This is a genomic window from Streptomyces mesophilus (genome assembly GCF_040300965.1).
GTDB classification, from domain to species: domain Bacteria; phylum Actinomycetota; class Actinomycetes; order Streptomycetales; family Streptomycetaceae; genus Streptomyces; species Streptomyces mesophilus_A.
On sequence record NZ_JBEPEW010000022.1, the window covers coordinates 15,725 to 34,632 of the forward strand.

Consider the following 18,908-nt stretch of genomic DNA (forward strand, 5'->3'; position numbering starts at 1 on the left):
GCGCCCCTTGTGCGAAGGGGCGCCCCGTCCGCGTATCGGAGCGTCAGTCGCAGTTCTCGCAATGCACGTCACCGGGCGGGTCACCGGTGACCAGGTCCCCGACCCAGTCGGCAAGGCGGACGCCTTCCACCTCGATCTCGTAGAACTTGTCCCATTCGAAGATTCCGTGGTCGTCGGTGGGTGCCGTGAAACTGTGGACGGTCACTCCGGTCCGCTCGATCGCCGCCTCGTTGGCGTCGATCTCCGCGAGGATGTCAGGGGGCTGCGAGGCCATCCACTCCGTCACCTCCACCGCCGCGCTCGGATCGTGGGCGAAGTCGAAGCGGGACAGGATCAGGTCGGGGTCGTGCCGACCGACCTTGGCCCAGAAGTCGGGTGGGCCCCACTGAGCCGGTTCGGCCCCCTCGACCGCCCATGTCGGCATGGCGTCGTACGCGCCCCATGTAGCGTCGAGAACCCGGGTGTTGAAGTCGGGGTGATCCGGCCAGGCGCCCGACTGGCCGCCCAGTACGGTGACCTTCGCGTCCGGGAGACGGTCGGAGACGAGCCCGCCGTACAGGGGAGCCGCGACCGAGCCCGCGGTCTTGCCGACCACCACGACCTCCGTGGCATCGGGGTACTGCTCGGCCAAGTAGTCAAGCGCTGCGGTGCCGTTGACGTAACCGCGGTGCTGGACGGTCAGGTCCGGCCCGTACTCGTGCGAGGCGTTGCCCAGGTGTGCGTCGCCCGTGCAGGACGTCACGAACAGGTACGAGTACCCGGTGAACGGGTTCCCCGAAGCGGTGAAGTCGAAGATCCCGTCCTGGTTGCTGTTGTGCGGGCCCTCGTGTTCAAGGCTCCAGTCGTACTCCGCTTCCTCCACGTCCGCGAACGCGCAGGCCGTCGCGGACCAGCAGACCCCGCCGCCGTTCAGGTAGAGCACCACCTTCTTCGGGTCGGCCCGCCGGTCCCAGAAGGCGTACTCGCTGCCGTCGGCGCACTGGCAGTCACCTCCCGGCTCGATCCGCTTCCACTCGGCGGCGGCCCAGTCCGACTCGCGGGAGCCGAGTACGTACACGAGTGCCGTGCCGAGGAGCGCCACCGCGATCAGTACGACGGCGAGCCGCCGGCCGCCGGTGAGCGCGCCCGTCGTTCTGCTTCGTAACCTCATGCCGGCATGGTGGCCGGGCTCCCGCGCCGTCGTCGTCTGCCTGAGGTCATGGCCACGAGCATGACCACAGGCACATCCGGAGAAGACGGTTCTGCCCTAACCTCAACCGGGATGAACGGGTGGGGTGTTGGGGTATCCGCGTGGACGGGCAGGCCGGCGGTCCAGGACGCCGGCCTGGTGGTGCTGCTCCTGACCGGAACCGTGGCCTGGCGGGGCGCACCCGTCGAGGCGACTTCGGGGTGGGCGGTGTCCGCGGTGTGTCTGCTCGCCGTCCTGGTCCGTCGCCGGTGGCCGGTGGCGGCGCTCGTCGCCGCGTCGGCCGGCTCCCTTGCGCACATGGCGATCGTCACCGGTCCGACCTTCGCCGATCTGGCGGCGCCGATCGTGCTCGCCTCCCTCGCGAGCCGGTACGGCCGGGCCGCCTCGCTGACGGCGCTGGGGCTCACCTTGCTAGTTGCCGGCGGCTGGTCGCTGTACGTGGCCCTCGACGGGAAGGTCGACGGGTGGGCGCTGGAGCAGGTTCCGGGCGTGGGGGGCCACGCCCTCGGGGAGCCCGAGGAGGGTGGTGACCCGGGACCCGGGCCGACGGACTGGGGGACGCTGCCGCTGTTCGGCACGCTGATCGCGGGCTGGGCGGTCGGGGCGAGCGCCCGCAGCCGCCGCGCGTATCTCGACGCCCTCGCCACCCGGGCCCGCGACCTCGAGCGCGAACGGGACCAGCGCGCCGCGCTGGCGGCCGCGGCCGAACGCGACCGGCTGACACGCGAGTTGCACGACGTGGTGGCGCACGGCCTCTCGGTCATCGTCATGCAGGCACAGGGCGCCGGGGCCGCGTTCGACAAGCGGCCGGCGGACGCCCGTGCCGCGCTGGCGACCATCGTGGACACGGGCCGGGCGTCGCTGGCGGACATGCGCCGGGTGCTGGCCTCGGACAGTTCGGCCGGGACGAACCGGCACCCGGCGCCCGGGCTCGACCGACTGCCTCAACTCATCGACCGGGTAAGGGAGTCGGGCCTCCGGGTCGGACTGCACACCGAGGGCCCGCCCGGCGCACTCCCGGCCGTCGTCGACCTGTCGGCGTACCGGATCGTCCAGGAGGCGCTGACCAACGTCATGAAGCACGCGGGTCCGACGGCCCGCGCCGAGGTGACGGTACGACGCACCGGGAACGCGCTGACCATAGAGGTGGCCGACGACGGCGACACGGGCGCCGGATCGGCCGACGACAACGCCGGCAACGGTCTGCGCGGCATGCGGGACCGAGTGGCGCTCCTCGGCGGCGAGATGTCCGCGGCACCCGTACCCGGCGGCGGATTCGCCGTACGGGTCCGCCTGCCCCTCGCTCAGGAGGGTGCCGGGTGATCCGGGTCCTGCTCGCCGACGACCAGGTGCTGCTGCGCGAAGGCGTACGGATGATCCTGGAGAACGCCGACGACATGGAGGTCGTCGGCGAGGCCGGCGACGGCGCGCAGGCCTCGGCCATGGCGGTCGCGCTCGCGCCCGATGTCGTCCTGATGGACATCCGGATGCCCGACGTGGACGGTGTGGAGGCGACCCGCCTGATCCGCGAGAGCGCGCCGGACGGACCGAAGGTGCTCGTACTCACCACGTTCGACCTGGACGAGTACGTGTACGCGGCGCTGCGCGCGGGGGCCTGCGGCTTCATCCTCAAGGACACGCTCGCGCCCGACCTGCTGTCCGCGATCCGGGCGGTGGCCCGGGGCGACGCCATGGTGGCGCCCGCGGTGACACGGCGCCTGATAGAACGCCACATCGGCGCCGACGGCGATCCGCTGCCCCGCGCGGACTCCGAACTCGACGGCCTGACCGGGCGGGAACGCGAGGTCCTCGTCCTCGTCGCCCGCGGCCTCTCCAATACGGAGATCGCCCGGCGCCTCTTCCTCACCGAGGGCACGGTGAAGGGGCATGTGAGCCGGATCCTCGCCAAACTCGGTCTGCGCGACCGGGTGCAGGCCGTCGTCCTCGCCTACGAGTGCGGCCTGGTCCGCCCCGGCCTGACCTAGGGCATACGCAAAGGGGCACCCCTCGCCACAAGAGGCGCCCCTTCACGCAGGCGTGTGAATTCAGGCGGGCGTGTGAACTACCCGGCCGCAGCTATCCGGTTGACCGAGTGGACCGACTTCTGGAGTTCCACGTCGCGGCGCCGGCGGCGGGCCAGGACCACGCGGCGTTCGGCGGCGGTGAGGCCGCCCCATACTCCGTACGGCTCGGGCTGGAGCAGGGCGTGCTCGCGGCACTCGACCATCACGGGGCAGCGGGCGCACACCCGTTTCGCGGCCTGTTCGCGCGAAAGGCGCGCGGCCGTGGGCTCCTTGGACGGGGCGAAGAACAGCCCTGCCTCGTCACGCCTGCACACCGCCTCGGTGTGCCAGGGGACTTCCGAATCTCGCGTCGGCACCCTCTGAGTCGGGATCGCAGGGATCGCGGTGACCGGAAGGGACTGATGCGGAGGGTGCAGCACGGTCTACTCCTGACGACGGATTCGCAAGCGAGTGACGATGCAGCAGCCCTACCCGCTGTGCGCGGGCCTATGCACTGAGTTCCGATGCCGTCCGGTCATCCGGCGTGCTCGTGCGGTCAGTTCAGGTGCTTGCGCATATGCCTGGCCACCGTGCGCCCCACGTACTTGTGCAGGTCCTCGATGAACTTTCCGCGCTTGGGCCTGGCCTCGATGTTGCCGAGCACCGCATAGCCGTCCACGAAGACGACGGGCGCGTCCGAGTCGCCGGCGTCCAGGGCCTCGACCTCGAAGTTGCCGAAGACACCGCTGCCGCTGCCGCGCAGCGAGACGTTCTCCGGTACGCGGACCTCGACGTTGCCGAAGACGGAGACGGCCTTGATGACCACCTGCTGGTACTCGAAGATCGCCTCGGTCAAGTCGATCTCGACATTGCCGAAGACCGCGTACGCATGCGTCCTGCGGCCCACGCGCCAGCGGCCCTTGCGGGTGGTGGAGCTGAAGACCGCGACCAGGTTCTCGTCGGCCGTGACCGGCACCGCCCCCGGGGTCGGCTGGTCGCCGACGGGGGCGGCCGGGCGCGACTGGTGGGCGCCGGGCAGGTCCGCGACATACGGCTCGAGCTCGGCGACGGTCTTCGCCTGGTACACCCCGTCTATCCGCTCGGAGTGCTCGTCCGCGGTGAGCCGGCCCTCGGCGAGCGCGGAGCTGAGGATCTCGGCGGTACGGTCGCGGTCCGCGTCCGAGGCGCGCAGGCCCACGGGCTTGGGCGGGGCATCGGCGAGCGCGGGCTCGGGCGCCGGCTTGGTCAGCGAAGGCTTCGCCGGCGCGCGCTCGGGCTCGGACTCGGGCTTGGGGTGCTTTTCGAGGTCCACACACAGCAGCATACGAAACGCGATAGATCGCGACTACCCCGCGAACCCGCGAACTGAGCCTTACCTCACAAGTTCAGGGACGGTCCCGGGTCCTACCCTTAAGGGTGCTTGCCAACAGGACGTCAAGCGCCGTCTGCCGATGTAGAGGAATGGCCGAGAATGCCGGAGTTCGCGTACACCGATCTGCTGCCGACCGGTGAGGACACCACCCCGTACCGCCTGGTGACCTCGGAGGGTGTCTCGACCGTCGAGGGGCCGGACGGGCGGACGTTCCTCAAGGTGGAGCCCGAAGCGCTGCGCAAGCTCGCCGAAGAGGCCATCCACGACATCCAGCACTACCTGCGCCCGGCGCACCTCGCCCAGCTGCGCCGGATCATCGACGACCCGGAGGCGAGCGGCAACGACAAGTTCGTCGCGCTCGACCTGCTGAAGAACGCCAACATCGCGGCCGCCGGCGTACTTCCCATGTGCCAGGACACCGGCACGGCGATCGTCATGGGCAAGCGCGGCCAGAACGTGCTGACCGAGGGCGGCGACGAGGCGGCGCTTTCGCGCGGCATCTACGACGCGTACCAGAACCTGAACCTGCGCTACTCGCAGATGGCCCCGGTCACCATGTGGGAGGAGAAGAACACCGGCTCCAACCTCCCGGCGCAGATCGAGCTCTACGCGACCGACGGCGGCGCGTACAAGTTCCTCTTCATGGCCAAGGGCGGCGGCTCGGCCAACAAGTCCTTCCTCTACCAGGAGACGAAGGCCGTTCTGAACGAGTCCTCCATGATGAAGTTCCTGGAGGAGAAGATCCGTTCGCTCGGCACGGCCGCCTGTCCGCCGTACCACCTGGCGATCGTCGTCGGCGGCACCAGCGCCGAGCACGCCCTGAAGACCGCCAAGTACGCCTCCGCGCACTACCTGGACGAGCTGCCCTCCGAGGGCTCGGAGCTCGGCCACGGCTTCCGCGACAAGGACTTGGAGGAGAAGGTCTTCGAGCTCACGCAGAAGCTCGGGATCGGCGCCCAGTTCGGCGGCAAGTACTTCTGCCACGACGTACGCGTGGTGCGGCTGCCGCGGCACGGCGCGTCCTGCCCGGTCGCGATCGCGGTGTCCTGCTCGGCGGACCGCCAGGCGCAGGCCAAGATCACGGCCGAGGGCGTGTTCCTGGAGGAGCTGGAGAAGGACCCGGCGCGCTTCCTGCCCGACACCACCGACGAGCATCTCGAAGAGGGCGACGTCGTCAAGATCGACCTCAACCAGCCGATGGACGAGATCCTCGCCGAACTCACCAAGTACCCGGTCAAGACCCGCCTCTCGCTGACCGGCCCGCTGGTCGTGGCGCGCGACATCGCGCACGCCAAGATCAAGGAGCGGCTCGACGCGGGCGAGGAGATGCCGCAGTACCTCAAGGACCACCCGGTCTACTACGCCGGTCCGGCCAAGACGCCCGAGGGCTACGCGTCCGGTTCGTTCGGTCCGACCACGGCCGGGCGCATGGACTCCTACGTGGAGCAGTTCCAGGCCGCGGGCGGCTCCAAGGTGATGCTCGCCAAGGGCAACCGGTCCAAGCAGGTCACGGACGCGTGCGACGCCCACGGCGGCTTCTACCTCGGCTCGATCGGCGGTCCCGCCGCGCGTCTGGCGCAGGACTGCATCAAGAAGGTCGAGGTCGTCGAGTACGAGGAGCTCGGCATGGAGGCCGTATGGAAGATCGAGGTCGAGGACTTCCCGGCGTTCATCGTGGTGGACGACAAGGGGCATGACTTCTTCCAGGAGCCGGCCGGGCCGCCGACGATCCTGAACATTCCGGTGCGGGCGCCCGGTCAGGCGTAAACGTCCCGCAGACACACCAACGGGTCACCCTCCGCAGTCTTCCGATTGCGGAGGGTGATCGCATATTCGAGGGTGGAGATCACCGTGCCCATCTGGGCATTACGCGCCTCGGGGTGAAGTGTCCCGGGGTTCCAGGGGCTCCTGTTCGTCGCCCCTGGCGTACGGAAGGATCCCGCCCCCATGCACCGGAAGCAGTTCCTGACCGTCGCACTGTCCGCCGCCCTGTGCGGAACGCTCGCGCTCGGCTCGGCCGTGTCCGCCGCGCCCAAGGATCCGACCCCGGCCGCCACGGGGCCGGTCCAGGAGCCGCCCACGCTCCCGCCGCTGCCGTCGCTGACCACTCCCCCGCCGGCCCAGCCCGACGCCGCGGGACCGACGCCGAGCCCCACCCCGTGGTTCACCTTCCCGACGTTCTCGTGGCCCCCGGCGCCGAGCCCCTCGCAGCCGCCGGCCAGCGGGGAACCGACGCCCAAGCCCACCGGGCCCGAGTTCGATCCGGCGTACGACATGGTCGGCAAGCGCAAGAAGCTGGCCGGCACCTGGAAGACCATCGGCAAGTTCGGCAACGGCGCGGGTGACACGGCCGACTTCGCCGGCACGGTGCTCAGCGGCGAGAAGGACCCGAAGGTCCTGGCCGCGGCCGAGCTCAAGGCCAACGCGAGCCTGGACAACCTGCTCGGCGGGTTCGCGGGCGGGCCTCCCGGCACCGACCGGGCCAAGGCGTACCGCGTCCTCGAAGGGACGATCCAGGCGCTCAAGGCGGAGAACAAGGCCATCAAGGAAGCCGGTCTGCGCGGCGACCTGGCAGGGCTCGCGATCCACGCGGGCTTCGCGATGATGCACATGTCCTTCCTCGCCGCGGATGTCTTCGTGAACATCGCCCTGAGCGTGGTCGGCCAGGTGCTGCCGTTCGACATCCCCGAGTTCAAGTTCACGCCGCCGGCGGTGCCGACCACGACGGCGACGCCGGCTCCGGGTCCCGGCGGCAGCGGCCGGTGACGGCGGCCTGAGATGAGCATCGAGGACCCCACACCCTCGCCCGGCGGTCCGGAACCGGGCATCGAGCCTCCGGCGCCGGGGGCGGAATCCATGACGCCCGGCACGGAGCCCACACCGTCCGCCGCCACGGCTGCCGCGGCCGCGGCGGCCACGGCCCAGGCGACGGCGGGCATGGAGGAGGAGGCGCGCCGGCGCGCCGACGGCCGGGGCGGGGACGGCCCGGACCTCGGCAAGGACGGCGGGGACGGTGGAAGCGGCGGGGACGACGGGGGCGGTGGGGACGACGGGGACGAGCCCGAGACCCCCGCCACCGGGATCTGGCCGCGCCGCCTGGAGCGGGCCAACTGGGTGCTGCTCGGTCTCACCGCGATCGCCACGGTCATCACCGCGATCCGGTACTTCACCGAGGACGTGGACGCGGGCCACACCCAGCGCGACAACTGGGCGCCCGTGCTGATCTGCGCCGTCCTGTTCGCCCTCAGCCTGTCGGCGGCGCTGCTCCGGCCGTTCCTGCTCACCACCAAGCGCTGTGTGCTGATGTCGCTCGCCGCCACCGCGATCTTCATCGTCGGCACGGTGACGATCTGGCAGGTCGTCAACAACGACAAGAACATCAACACGATCGTCGGCACCGCCGTGCAGTCGGACGCCGACACCAAGCGGGTGCTCGGGCAGTACTTCGGGCCGAAGGTGATGGGCGGTCTGAAGCTGATCCCGACCGGTCTGTTCATCCAGGGCGCGAAGTTCACGGGCCCGCAGGAGGTCGAGGTCAACGGCTATGTGTGGCAGCGCTACACCAAGGACATCCCGGAGACCAGCCGCGCGGTGACCTTCCCCGAGGCGCCCGACGGCTACTCGATGGACGAGGTCTACAAGGTGGACCTGCCGAACGGGCAGCAGGTGCGCGGCTGGCACTTCAACCTGACCCTGCGGCAGAAGTTCAGCTACGGCAAGTACCCGCTGGACAAGCAGAACATCTGGCTGCGGATGTGGACGGTCAGCGCCTTCGAGCCCGAGATGATCGTGCCGGACTTCTCCTCGTACCCGCCCTGGAAGTACGACCGTCTCGGCCTGGACCAGTCGATCGTGTCCGAGGGCTGGAGCCCGTACTACACGGCGTACAGCTATCAGGAGCACGAGTACTCGATGACCTATGGCGTACGGCCCTTCTCAGGGCCCAACGTCAAGGCGCCGGACATGTACTTCAACATCGGCGTCGCGCGCAGCTATGCGGGACCGATGACCGGCAAGCTGCTCCAGTCGCTGTTCATCGCCGCGATCATGTTCCTGGCGCTGTTCGTGTACACGAAGGACGACCGGCGCAATCCGCGGTTCGGCTTCTCGACGTGGACGGCGATCTCGTTCGCGGTGTCGCTGCTGCTCGTGGTGGTGGTCGACCAGACGCAGATCCGGGAGATCGTCGGCGACACCTCGCTCAGCTATATGGAGTTCTTCGCCATCGCCCAGTACGTGGTCATCATGGGCATCTTCGCCAACGCGATCATTCTGGGTACGGAGACGAAGATCCGGGCTCTTGAGTGGCGGGACAATCTGCTGCCGACGCTGCTCTACTGGCCCGTGCTCATCGGGCTGTTCTTCCTGTTCACGGTGATCGTGTTCGCCAACTGACCCCGCGTATACGGGAGGTGGCCGCGCGATCGCGCGCGGCCACCTCCCGTTTCTCGGAGCGCTACTTCCGCTGCTCCTGCTCGAACAGCTTGCGCGCCTTCTCCGTGAACACCGCCCCCCAGGCCGAGTTCTCGAAGGCCGGCTCCTTGGGGCGGGAGCTGGTGACGGCGACCTGGACGTCCTCGCCCTCGGGGGTGCGTGCGTACCAGGGGCCGCCGCTGGCGCCGTGGGTGAGGCGGCACGGGGAGAGCTGTTCGCCGCCCTTGAGGCGTTCGTCAGTGAGGGCCGTGGTGGGGCCCGAGCAGTACTGGAGGGACTCGCCGTCGTACGGCTTGTCGACGGGGTAGCCGAGTGCGGTCTTCTCGCCCGCGACCGGCTCGAAGACCGCGCGCCGGGCGCCGGTGACGTCCTCGACGCGGCGGCCCTGCTCGTCGGGGCCGAGGTACAGGAACGCGAAGTCCGCCTCGTGGTCCTCGGCGCTCTGCCAGGCACCGTCGATGCCACCGGACTTCGCCACGTAACTGCCGTGCGGTTTCGCGCCCTTGTCGTACGCGGGGACGAAGAGCATCCGCTTCATCCAGCCGCCGGCGGCCTTGAGGTGCACACAGTGCGCGGCCGTGGCGATCACACTGCGGTTGGCGGATTTCACGACGGCGGCGGTGCACGAGGCGTCGCGGTCGGGGCCGCCCTCCTCGGCCGGGCGGATCGTCAGGAACAGCTTGCCGACATTGCGCACGGGCTCGGCGCCGAGGGTCCAGGGGACGCCGTCGGGGCGGTCGCCGCCGGGGGCGTGGCGTGCGGCTTCGCGCATCCGGTCCTCGGTCCAGTACGCGCGGATGGCGGCGTCGGAGGCGTCGGGGGCGTAGACGGCGGGGGCCGAAGGGGCCTGGGCGCCGGGGCCGGAGGGGGCCTCTGGAGTGAACGCAGTCGCAAGGAGTGCTCCTGCGACTACGGAGAGTATTCCGATCATGTCTCGAACATAAGGCGGAGGCCGGATCATGGCTCGTCAAAGGGGGCCGCTGCGGGAATAGGGGGTACCCAGTCGATGCTCTCGGTTACAGAGACGACCGGAAGGCAGGGCGATGGCGCGCTACGTGGACGAAGCAGCCGAGTACCGGATCGAACACGACTCCATGGGTGAGGTGCGGGTCCCCGCACACGCCAAGTGGCGCGCGCAGACGCAGCGCGCGGTGGAGAACTTCCCCGTCTCCGGACAGCGCATCGAGCGCGCCCACATCCGCGCGCTCGCGCAGATCAAGGGCGCGGCCGCCAAGGTGAACGCCTCGCTCGGCGTCGTCGACAAGGACATCGCGGAGGCCATCGAGTCCGCCGCGGCCGAGGTCGCGGACGGGCGCTGGGACGAGCACTTCCCCGTGGACGTCTTCCAGACCGGCTCCGGCACCTCGTCCAACATGAACACGAACGAGGTCATCGCGACCCTGGCGACCGAGCGCCTCGGCCGCGATGTGCACCCCAACGACCACGTGAACGCCTCCCAGTCGTCCAACGACGTGTTCCCCTCCTCGATCCACATCGCCGCGACCGAGGCGGTGACGCGGGATCTGATGCCAGCCCTGGAACACCTGGCGGCCTCGCTGGAGCGCAAGTCCGAGGAGTTCGCCGAGGTCGTGAAGTCCGGGCGTACGCACCTGATGGACGCCACACCGGTGACCCTGGGCCAGGAGTTCGGCGGGTACGCGGCCCAAGTCCGGTACGGCGTCGAGCGGTTGAAGGCCTCGCTCCCCCGGCTCGCGGAGCTGCCGCTCGGCGGCACCGCGGTCGGCACCGGCATCAACACCCCGGCCGGCTTCTCGGCCGCGGTGATCGCCGAGGTCGCCGACGCGACCGGTCTTCCGCTGACCGAGGCGCGCGACCACTTCGAGGCGCAGGGCGCGCGGGACGGCCTGGTCGAGACCTCCGGACAGCTGCGGACCATCGCGGTCGGCCTCACGAAGATCGCGAACGATCTGCGCTGGATGGCCTCGGGCCCCCGCACCGGTCTCGCGGAGATCAACCTGCCCGATCTGCAGCCCGGTTCGTCGATCATGCCCGGCAAGGTCAATCCGGTGATCCCCGAGGCCGTCCTGATGGTCGCGGCCCAGGTGCAGGGCAACGACGTGACCGTCTCGGTCGCGGGCGCGGCCGGCAACTTCGAGCTCAACGTGATGCTGCCGGTGCTCGCCAAGAACGTCCTCGAATCCGTACGGCTGCTCGCCAACGCCTCCCGGCTGCTCGCCGACCGCACCGTGGACGGGATCACGGCCAACGCCGAGCGGGCCCGGGAGTACGCCGAGTCCTCGCCGTCCGTGGTCACCCCGCTCAACAAGTACATCGGGTACGAGGAGGCGGCGAAGGTCGCGAAGAAGTCCCTCGCCGAGCGGAAGACGATCCGGGAGGTTGTCCTCGAATCGGGTTATGTCGAGCAGGGGTTGCTGACGGAGGCGCAGCTGGACGAGGCGCTGGATGTGCTCCGTATGACACGCCCATGACGCCTCCGCGCTGATCCGGCCACCTAATATCTGGTCATGAACGAGCACGGCAGGACCGCAGACGGAGTGGAGCGCTGGGCGCCCGGGAGCCACATTCTGTGGCGCTACCGCGAGAACGGCGGCGATCAGATCCACATCTGCCGTCCCGTGACCGTCGTGCGCGACACCGCCGAGCTGCTCGCCGTGTGGATGGCTCCCGGGACCGAATGCGTACGGCCGGTGCTCGCCGACGGGACGCCCGTGCACCACGAGCCGCTGGCCACCCGCTACACCAAGCCGCGCGCCGTGGTGCGCGACCGGTGGCACGGCGCCGGGGTCCTCAAGCTCGCGCAGCCCGGCGAGCCCTGGTCGGTCTGGCTGTTCTGGGAGCAGGGCTGGCGGTTCAAGAACTTCTACGTCAACCTCGAGGAGCCGCTGGCCCGTTGGTCGGGGGGCGTCGACTCCGAGGACCACTTCCTCGACATCTCCGTCCACCCCGACCGCAGCTGGCACTGGCGGGACGAGGACGAGTTCGCCGAGGCCCAGCGGGCCGGCCTGATGGACTCCGGGCAGGCACGCGCGGTGCGCGAGGCGGGCCGTGCGGCCATCGAGGTCGTACGGGACTGGGGTTCCCCGTTCTGCGACGGCTGGCCCCAGTGGCGACCGGATCCGGCCTGGCGCAGACCGGTTCTGCCCGAGGACTGGGATCGTACGCCCGCGCGTGTGTCCACATGAGACCCTTGATGCGCCCCCAGGGAGCAAACGTAGGATCGTCCTCCGGAAGTAGGAACTCACAGGGCTTGCGCACCACTTGACGGAGTGTCACTGAGATTCGGCAGGGACGTGGACATAGGGCACGCGCGCGGCTCGATCGGCGGGGCCGGACGCGGCGCCCCGGACGGACGGATTCGACACGCGTGACGGAGCACCCCACCTCCCACGACGGCGGCCGCGCGAAGGCCGCCGGAGCGACCGGCCCCGCGGAACCTCGCGGGGCGGTGCTGCATTCCCCGGACACCCCTGCGGCCATGGCGTTACCTGCCCAGGGCGAACCGTCGGGGGCCGAGCATGCGCAGGTCCCGGAGGGGCAGGCGCCCTCGGAGGCGCGCCCCGGAGCACGGCCCGGGTCCCAGTCGGACACGTCCTCGGGCACCGGCCCGGGTGCGGGTTCCGGCGGGTCCACCAGCACCTCCTCCGGTACGTCCCCCAGTACATCCCCCGGTGCGTCCTCCGGCCGTACGAAGAGGGGGTCCAAGTCGTCCGCGCGCCGCGCCGCCGACCAGGACGCCCCGCCGGGGAACTCCGGCAACTCCGGTGGCGTTCCCGCCGCACGCGGCGGTGACAAGGCGCGCCGCGAAGGCGACCGGCTGCGGTTCGTGGGCGCGGCGACGCGCCGGATCGCCCGGGGCATGGATCTCGACGAGATCGTGATGGGCCTGTGCCGGGCCACCGTGCCGACGTTCTCCGACGTGATCCTCGTCTATCTGCGCGATCCGCTGCCCGTGGGCGAGGAGCGTCCCGTCGGGCCCGTGGTGCTGCGGCTGCGCCGTACCGACCGGATACCCGACTCCCCCGAGGATACGGAAGACTCCGTGACCGACGGCGTCCTGCAGCCCGTGCTCCAGCTGCAGCCGGACGCCGGGCCGGCCGCCGAGCTCTGCGAGGTGCAGACCGGCGGGGCGCTCGCCGAGGTGCTGCGCGGGGTGCGGCCGGTGTTCGGGGAGTCCGCGACCTCGCGGGCCGCGCTGACCGAACTGCTCGGCGAGGACAGGCCGTTGCCCGTCGCCCGCCGTGTGATTCTCGCTCCGCTCAGAGGACGCCGGCGGGTGATCGGGGCGGCGGTGTTCCTGCGGCGGCCCGAGCGGGCCGCGTTCGAAGGGGACGATCTCCTGGTCGCGGCGCAGCTCGCGACACACACCGCGCTCGGGATCGACAAGGCGGTCCTGTACGGCCGCGAGGCGTATATCGCCGACGAACTGCAGCGCACCATGCTGCCGGAGACGCTGCCGCAGCCGACGGGTGTGAAGCTCGCGAGCCGCTATCTGCCGGCCGCCGAGACCGCCCGGGTGGGCGGTGACTGGTACGACGCGATTCCGCTGCCGGGCAGCCGGGTCGCCCTGGTCGTCGGGGACGTCATGGGTCACTCGATGACCAGTGCGGCCATCATGGGGCAGCTGCGCACGACCGCGCAGACGCTCGCGGGGCTCGATCTGCCGCCGCAGGAAGTCCTGCACCACCTGGACGAACAGGCCCAGCGGCTCGGCTCCGACCGGATGGCGACCTGCCTGTACGCGGTGTACGACCCGGTCGCGCACCGCATCACCATCGCCAACGCGGGCCATCCGCCTCCCGTGTTGCTGCACATCGGCGGACGGGCCGAGGTCCTTCGCGTGCCCGCGGGGGCGCCGATCGGGGTCGGCGGGGTCGACTTCGAGGCCGTGGAGCTGGACGCCCCGGCCGGGGCGACGCTGCTCCTGTACACGGACGGTCTGGTCGAGTCCCGGTTGCGGGACGTGTGGACCGGGATCGAGCAGCTGCGGGAACGCCTCGCAGCGACCGCCCAGCTGACGGGCCCGGACCACTCGCCGCCGCTCGAGGCGCTGTGCGACGACGTGCTCGACATGCTCGGTCCCGGTGACCGTGACGACGACATCGCTCTGCTCGCGGCCCGCTTCGACGGGATCGCGCCCAGCGATGTCGCGTACTGGTACCTGGAGCCCGAGGACTCCGCTCCCTCACGGGCCCGGCGCCTTGCGCGGCGGGCACTCGAGCGGTGGGGGCTCGAGTCGCATACGGATGCGATCGAGCTCCTGGTCAGCGAGGTCGTGACCAATGCGGTGCGGTACGCGTCGCGGCCGATAACGCTGCGGCTGTTGCGGACGGATGTGCTGCGGTGCGAAGTCGTGGACGACGTACCGCAGTTGCCCCGTCTGCGGCAGGCGCGAGCCACGGATGAGGGTGGGCGGGGGCTGTACCTGGTCAACCGGATGGCCCGCCGTTGGGGGGCCACACGGTTGTCCACCGGCAAGGTGGTGTGGTTCGAGCTGAATCGGTGAGGGTCGGTTTGGCTGGGCTCGGCTCGGCGGCTTGGGGTGCGGGTATCCCAGGGTTTCCGGGGGCTCCTATTCGTCGCCCCCGGCGCCCCTTCCCGAAACCGGGGGCTCCGCCCCCGGACCCCTGCATCCGAACTTCGTTCGGATCTGCTCAAACGCCGCAGGGGCTGGGTGCGCCGCACGTGCTGGGATTGCCTGCGGGAGTCACAGCAGCGTGAGCTGGAGCGTCGCGCTGTACTCCCCCGGTGGGACGAAGCCCGGGAGGGTCAGGGAGAGGGCGGCGTCCGCCTTGAACTTGCCGCCTGTCATCGGGGTGCGCATGTGGTGGCCCATCGTGCACAGGGAGGACGCCTGGGCGCCGAGCGGACCCGGGGTGCCGGCGACCGGGCGGCCGACGCTGCCGGTCTGCGCGGTGCAGGACGGGGTCCAGGTGACCGAGCCGGCCGGGATGGTGCCGCCGTTGCCGTTGGTCAGGTTCGTGAGGGTCGCCGTCAGGGACCAGCCGATGTTGTGGCCGCGGCCGTCGGAGACCGTGACGGTGTTCAACGCACCGGTCGCGGTGGACTGTTGCCCGAGGTCGAGGGCGCCGAAGTCGACGGAGTCACCGGACTGGGTCATCGCCAGCGGCCCCGGAGTGATGTAGGCGGCCAGGTGCTGCCGCCCCTGAGCGCCGCCCGATCCGTGTCCTGGTGGCGGGGTGCGGTCGGTGTGCCCGGGGGGCGGGGACGAGGGGTCGGCCGTCGGATCGTCGCCACCTGGATCACCTGGGCCACCCGTGCCGTCGGGGAACGAGTCGGCCGGCCGGGACGGGTGCGGGCCCGGGTCGTCAGAGGCCGGCTGCCCGTCCCGTACGCGGAGCGGGACGCTCGCTTCCCGCGCCCCGTCGAAGATCCGCAGCCGGTGGTCGCCGGCCGGCACCATGTCCTGGCCGGCGAGGGTGACCGTCCCGGAGAGCCGTCCGTCGGAGGCCACCTCGAGCGCGGTACGGGCGAACTTGGCCGGACTGCACCCCGTACCGTCCTGACCGCACAGCAGCGCACGCGGCGCGGCGCCCGGCGTCCAGCGCGTACCGCTCAGCCCGACCACGGCGCCGGGCAGCACTGAGCGGTCCGCCGCCGTGAGGGTGGCGGCCGGGCGGGGCTCACCCTTGACGTCGACCGTGCCGATCACGTCCGCCCCGGACCGTACGGCACAAGGGGTTTCGAAGTCCCGGTCGAGCACGTGGGTGACGGTGAGGGTCCGGGTGGGTGTGAGCTTCACCGGTCCGCGGGCGTCCGGCGGCATCATGAAGTCGCCTTCGTACGACGGGACTTGGATGCGCTCGGGGGCGAGGGGCACGTCGACCGGGGCCTGCTTGCCGAAGACGGTGACCGTGCCGTCCGCGCCGCCGGAGAGCGCGAACTCGATGCCCGCCGTGAAGGGCGCGTCGTCCAGCTCCATCGGGCTGGTCGCGGGAGTCGGGCCGAGGTCCACCTCGACATGGACGGTGCCGCCGGGGGCGACCTCGGCGGGGCCGATCCTGACCGTGATCTTCTGCTGCCCGGTCTTCTCGCCCTGACCTGCGGGGAGTTGGCACGTGACGGTCGGTTCGGTGGTGACGCCCTGTGCGGCGGAGGCCTCGGGGCTCGGCGATTCGGCGGCTCCCGCCGCGCCCGTCGAGAGCAGCAGGCCGAAGACGGTGGCCACGGCGAGGCGGCGCGGGAGCACAGGTCTTCGCACCGGCATCAGGGGCCCCCTTCGTCCGCGTCGGCCGCCCTGCGCACATCCCGTACACAACCGGCACACACATCTGACGCACATTCAGATGTGCGGGGGCGGAGAAGTCAAGGCAGGTGGAGACGTTACCGCTGGGAACCTCGACTCCCGCACGGACAGCCGGGGTTGTACGCGCGAAGGCGCCCGGAACCGTGACGGTTCCGGGCGCCTTGCGTGCCGGTGCTAATCCCGGGGTTTGCCCTGGTCGTTATTGGGGTCGTCCGGGTCCGGGTCGATCGTGATCGGCGGCTCGTACGTCGGATCCCCGGTCGTCGGCGGTTCGGTCGTGGGATCGTCCGTCGGCGGTTCGGTCGTGGGGTCGTCCGTCGGCGGCTTCGTCGTCGGATCCTGAGTCTCCGGCGGCTCCGTCGTGGGCGGCGCGGTCGTCGGGGGCGCGGTCGTGGGCGGCGGGGCGACGCCCACACCCATGTCCGTCTCCAGGTCGAAGCGCGCGTCCGAACCGCCGTTCAGGGCGCCGAGGGTGTACGCGGCCCAGATGCGGGACGGGAAGCCGGAGCCGTGGATGGTGTCCTCGCCGCCCGCACCGCGCAGGGAGACGTGGTTGCCGGCCGCGGCAGGCTTGCCGTCGGGCCGCTTCAGGCCTCCGCCGCCCTCGGGCGCCTCACCGTAGATACCGACGACGGTGACCAGTTCGGGGGTGTATCCCGCGAACAGCGCCGAGACGTTGTTGTCGGACGTACCGGTCTTGCCCGCGGCCTTGTACTTGCCCGCGTACTCGCCCTTGAGCACGGTGGAGCCGGTGCCGTCGCTGGTCACGCCCTGCAGAACCGAGGTGATGGTGTCGGCGGTCTCCCGCTTGATCACCTGGTCGCCGATGGGCTCGGGGACCCACTCCCCGGACTTCGAGTGCTCGGCCTTCGCGATGATCGACGGCGTGACCTTCTTGCCGTGCGCGTCGAAGGTCGCGTACACACCGGCCATGTCGAGCGGACTGGCACCCATGGACCCGAGGGTCATGGCGGGGTGCGGGTCGAACTCCTTCATACCGAGGGCTTCCGCGGTCTCCTTGACGTTGTCCATGCCGACGTCCGCACCGAGGCCCGCGAACACCGAGTTGATGGACTTGTCCATACCGCGCTGGACGGTGACATCGCCGTAGTCGTCGTTGCCCTCGTTCGGCGGCGCGTAGGTCTGGCCGCCACCGAAGTCGATCTTCGTCTTGCTGTCGCCGTCGTAGATCGTGTTCGGCGTGATCGGCCGGCCGTCCTTGGTCGACCTGTTCTCGAGTGCCGAGGCCAGGATCACCGGCTTGAAGGTCGAGGACGCCTGATAGTCGCGCTGGATCGCCATGTTGTGCTGCTTGAGCGCGTCCTCGCCACCGTAGAGGGCGACGATCTTGCCGGTCTTCGGGTCGACGGAGACGGCGCCCGCCTTCACCGCGGCGTCCACCTTGCGGGACTTCGGGTCGAGCTTGTCGGTCAGCTGGTCGGCGACCGCCTTCTCCAGCGACTTCTGCTTCTTCTTGTCGATGTTGACCGTGATCGTCCAGCCGCCCTGGTCGATCTTCTTCAGCGCCTCTTCGGCGGTCAGCTCGTCGGTCTCCATCAGATGCCGGGCGAGCTCGTTCTTGGCGGCTTCGACGATGTAGCCGTTCTGGCCCTTCAGACCCGGGTTCTGCGTGGGCTTGAGGGGCTCCTTGAACTCCTGCTCGGCGCGCTCGCTCGGGCTGAGCCAGCCCATCTCGACCATGTTGTCGAGGGCGTACGCCCAGCGCTGCTTCGCGAGCGTCTTGCCCGTCTCGGAGGCGATCGCCCAGTCGTACTGGTTCGGCGCCTGGAGCAGGGCGGCGAGATACGCGCCTTCGGAGAGGCTGAGCTGATCCGCGTCCTTGCCGTAGTAGGCCTGGGCCGCGGCCTGGATTCCGTTGACGCCCCGGCCGAAGTAGCTGGTGTTCAGATACCCGGCGAGGATCTCGTCCTTGGACACCTGGCGGTCGACCTTGAGGGCGATCACCAGCTCCTGCACCTTGCGGCTGACCGTCTGCTCCTGCGACAGGTAGAAGTTCTTCACGTACTGCTGGGTGATCGTCGAACCACCCTGCCGGCCCTTGCCCATGAGCGTGTTCAGGACGCCGCGGCTCGTGCCCTTGATGTCGACGCCGGGGTCCTTGTAGAAGGTCTTGTTCTCGGCCGCGACGACGACCTGCTGGATCGGCCTCGGAATCTTGTCGAGGCCGACGATCTCGCGCTTGGTCTCGCCCACGTTCGCGATCGTCTTGCCGCTCGCGTCCTTGTAGACGTTGCTCTGCTGCGTCGCGTCCACATTGGGGTCGGGGATGTCGACATACAGATACAGGCCGACAGCCGCCGCCATCCCGAGCAGGATCATCCCGAAGAAGGTTCCGAGGATCTTCTTCCAGGTGAATATTCGGCGCAACAGGCTCCGATCATCGCGTTCGCGGCGCGTGGCGGCCCGGCGGCGGTCGGCACGGCCGCCGTGGTCGCCTCCGTCGTCATGTCCGTATCCGGGACCGGCTCCGGGGCCACGTCCGTAGCCGTCCGACGGGGAACCGACCGAGCGGTGTCCGCGCTGCTGACCGATGTCCGGTCCGCGCTCCATCCGGCGGGCGCCGGCCGGCGGCGAGGTCGCTGCCCGGCGGGCACCGCCGCCGCGCTGCCTCGCTCGCCTTTCTTCCGCTCGGCCCATGGTTCG

14 protein-coding genes are annotated in these 18,908 nt (G+C 70.3%); 8 read left to right on the forward strand and 6 right to left on the reverse strand.

All coding sequences use genetic code 11. The annotated features are described in order from the left end of the window. Positions 1-43 precede the first annotated feature (43 nt). Positions 44-1,150, reverse strand: a complete 1,107-nt coding sequence (locus ABT367_RS11205) for a pectin acetylesterase-family hydrolase (RefSeq protein ID WP_352251882.1) — start codon at positions 1,148-1,150, stop codon at positions 44-46. Positions 1,151-1,261: 111 nt separating this feature from the next. Here ABT367_RS11205 and ABT367_RS11210 point away from each other — a divergent pair, with 111 nt between their 5' ends. Both ABT367_RS11210 and ABT367_RS11215 read left to right on the forward strand, forming a co-directional pair. After that, positions 1,262-2,512 (forward strand): sensor histidine kinase, encoded by a 1,251-nt coding sequence (locus ABT367_RS11210; protein ID WP_352251884.1) that lies wholly within the window; start codon positions 1,262-1,264, stop codon positions 2,510-2,512. Then, positions 2,509-3,174, forward strand: a complete 666-nt coding sequence (locus tag ABT367_RS11215) for a response regulator transcription factor (protein WP_352251886.1) — start codon at positions 2,509-2,511, stop codon at positions 3,172-3,174. The genes ABT367_RS11210 and ABT367_RS11215 overlap by 4 nt, the downstream gene beginning before the upstream one ends. Before the next feature lie 77 nt (positions 3,175-3,251). On the opposite strand, the gene ABT367_RS11220 is transcribed toward ABT367_RS11215, so the two are convergent. Continuing rightward, the gene (locus ABT367_RS11220) at positions 3,252-3,632 is read right to left on the reverse strand and encodes a WhiB family transcriptional regulator (protein WP_199545654.1); all 381 of its coding nucleotides are present in this window, start codon (positions 3,630-3,632) and stop codon (positions 3,252-3,254) included. 116 nt (positions 3,633-3,748) lie between these two features. Continuing rightward, positions 3,749-4,504 carry a DUF1707 SHOCT-like domain-containing protein gene (locus tag ABT367_RS11225; RefSeq protein WP_352251888.1) on the reverse strand — a complete coding sequence of 252 codons (756 nt, stop codon included), beginning with the start codon at positions 4,502-4,504 and terminating at the stop codon, positions 3,749-3,751. A gap of 159 nt (positions 4,505-4,663) precedes the next feature. On the opposite strand from ABT367_RS11225, the gene ABT367_RS11230 reads away from it, so the two are divergent. The 3 genes from ABT367_RS11230 to ABT367_RS11240 all read left to right on the forward strand — a co-directional run bounded on the left by ABT367_RS11230 (position 4,664) and on the right by ABT367_RS11240 (position 8,959). Then, positions 4,664-6,331, forward strand: coding sequence for a fumarate hydratase (locus ABT367_RS11230; RefSeq protein WP_352251890.1), 1,668 nt, complete (start codon positions 4,664-4,666; stop codon positions 6,329-6,331). Between the two features lie 180 nt (positions 6,332-6,511). Further along, on the forward strand, positions 6,512-7,330 hold the full coding sequence (locus ABT367_RS11235) for a hypothetical protein (RefSeq protein ID WP_352251892.1): 819 nt from the start codon (positions 6,512-6,514) through the stop codon (positions 7,328-7,330). A gap of 12 nt (positions 7,331-7,342) precedes the next feature. Continuing rightward, positions 7,343-8,959 carry a hypothetical protein gene (locus ABT367_RS11240; protein WP_352251894.1) on the forward strand — a complete coding sequence of 539 codons (1,617 nt, stop codon included), beginning with the start codon at positions 7,343-7,345 and terminating at the stop codon, positions 8,957-8,959. 61 nt (positions 8,960-9,020) lie between these two features. Here ABT367_RS11240 and ABT367_RS11245 read toward each other — a convergent pair whose 3' ends face one another. Beyond that, positions 9,021-9,929, reverse strand: coding sequence for a trypsin-like serine peptidase (locus tag ABT367_RS11245; RefSeq protein ID WP_352251896.1), 909 nt, complete (start codon positions 9,927-9,929; stop codon positions 9,021-9,023). A 112-nt stretch (positions 9,930-10,041) separates the two neighbouring features. Here ABT367_RS11245 and ABT367_RS11250 point away from each other — a divergent pair, with 112 nt between their 5' ends. From ABT367_RS11250 to ABT367_RS11260, 3 genes are all read left to right on the forward strand, one after another. After that, on the forward strand, positions 10,042-11,448 hold the full coding sequence (locus ABT367_RS11250; RefSeq protein WP_352251898.1) for a class II fumarate hydratase: 1,407 nt from the start codon (positions 10,042-10,044) through the stop codon (positions 11,446-11,448). Between the two features lie 36 nt (positions 11,449-11,484). Then, on the forward strand, positions 11,485-12,162 hold the full coding sequence (gene fomD / locus ABT367_RS11255; RefSeq protein ID WP_352251900.1) for a cytidylyl-2-hydroxypropylphosphonate hydrolase: 678 nt from the start codon (positions 11,485-11,487) through the stop codon (positions 12,160-12,162). A gap of 182 nt (positions 12,163-12,344) precedes the next feature. Beyond that, entirely contained in the window at positions 12,345-14,483 is a 2,139-nt protein-coding gene (locus tag ABT367_RS11260) for an ATP-binding SpoIIE family protein phosphatase (RefSeq protein WP_352251902.1), read from the forward strand. Between the two features lie 201 nt (positions 14,484-14,684). Here the strand turns inward: ABT367_RS11260 and ABT367_RS11265 are convergent, their stop codons facing one another. Beyond that, complete coding sequence (locus ABT367_RS11265; RefSeq protein ID WP_352251904.1) at positions 14,685-16,205, reverse strand: hypothetical protein; 1,521 nt, start codon at positions 16,203-16,205, stop codon at positions 14,685-14,687. Between the two features lie 213 nt (positions 16,206-16,418). Further along, positions 16,419-18,902 carry a transglycosylase domain-containing protein gene (locus ABT367_RS11270; protein ID WP_352251906.1) on the reverse strand — a complete coding sequence of 828 codons (2,484 nt, stop codon included), beginning with the start codon at positions 18,900-18,902 and terminating at the stop codon, positions 16,419-16,421. Positions 18,903-18,908 lie beyond the last annotated feature (6 nt).

Excerpts from the sequence above, each read along its gene's own strand:
- ABT367_RS11205 (WP_352251882.1), bottom strand. The coding sequence starts at position 1,150 with ATGAGGTTACGAAGCAGAACGACGGGCGCGCTCACCGGCGGCCGGCGG.
- ABT367_RS11210 (WP_352251884.1), top strand. The coding sequence starts at position 1,262 with ATGAACGGGTGGGGTGTTGGGGTATCCGCGTGGACGGGCAGGCCGGCG.
- ABT367_RS11230 (WP_352251890.1), top strand. The coding sequence starts at position 4,664 with ATGCCGGAGTTCGCGTACACCGATCTGCTGCCGACCGGTGAGGACACC.
- ABT367_RS11235 (WP_352251892.1), top strand. The coding sequence starts at position 6,512 with ATGCACCGGAAGCAGTTCCTGACCGTCGCACTGTCCGCCGCCCTGTGC.
- ABT367_RS11240 (WP_352251894.1), top strand. The coding sequence starts at position 7,343 with ATGAGCATCGAGGACCCCACACCCTCGCCCGGCGGTCCGGAACCGGGC.
- ABT367_RS11245 (WP_352251896.1), bottom strand. The coding sequence starts at position 9,929 with ATGATCGGAATACTCTCCGTAGTCGCAGGAGCACTCCTTGCGACTGCG.
- ABT367_RS11250 (WP_352251898.1), top strand. The coding sequence starts at position 10,042 with ATGGCGCGCTACGTGGACGAAGCAGCCGAGTACCGGATCGAACACGAC.
- fomD (WP_352251900.1), top strand. The coding sequence starts at position 11,485 with ATGAACGAGCACGGCAGGACCGCAGACGGAGTGGAGCGCTGGGCGCCC.
- ABT367_RS11265 (WP_352251904.1), bottom strand. The coding sequence starts at position 16,205 with ATGCCGGTGCGAAGACCTGTGCTCCCGCGCCGCCTCGCCGTGGCCACC.
- ABT367_RS11270 (WP_352251906.1), bottom strand. The coding sequence starts at position 18,902 with ATGGGCCGAGCGGAAGAAAGGCGAGCGAGGCAGCGCGGCGGCGGTGCC.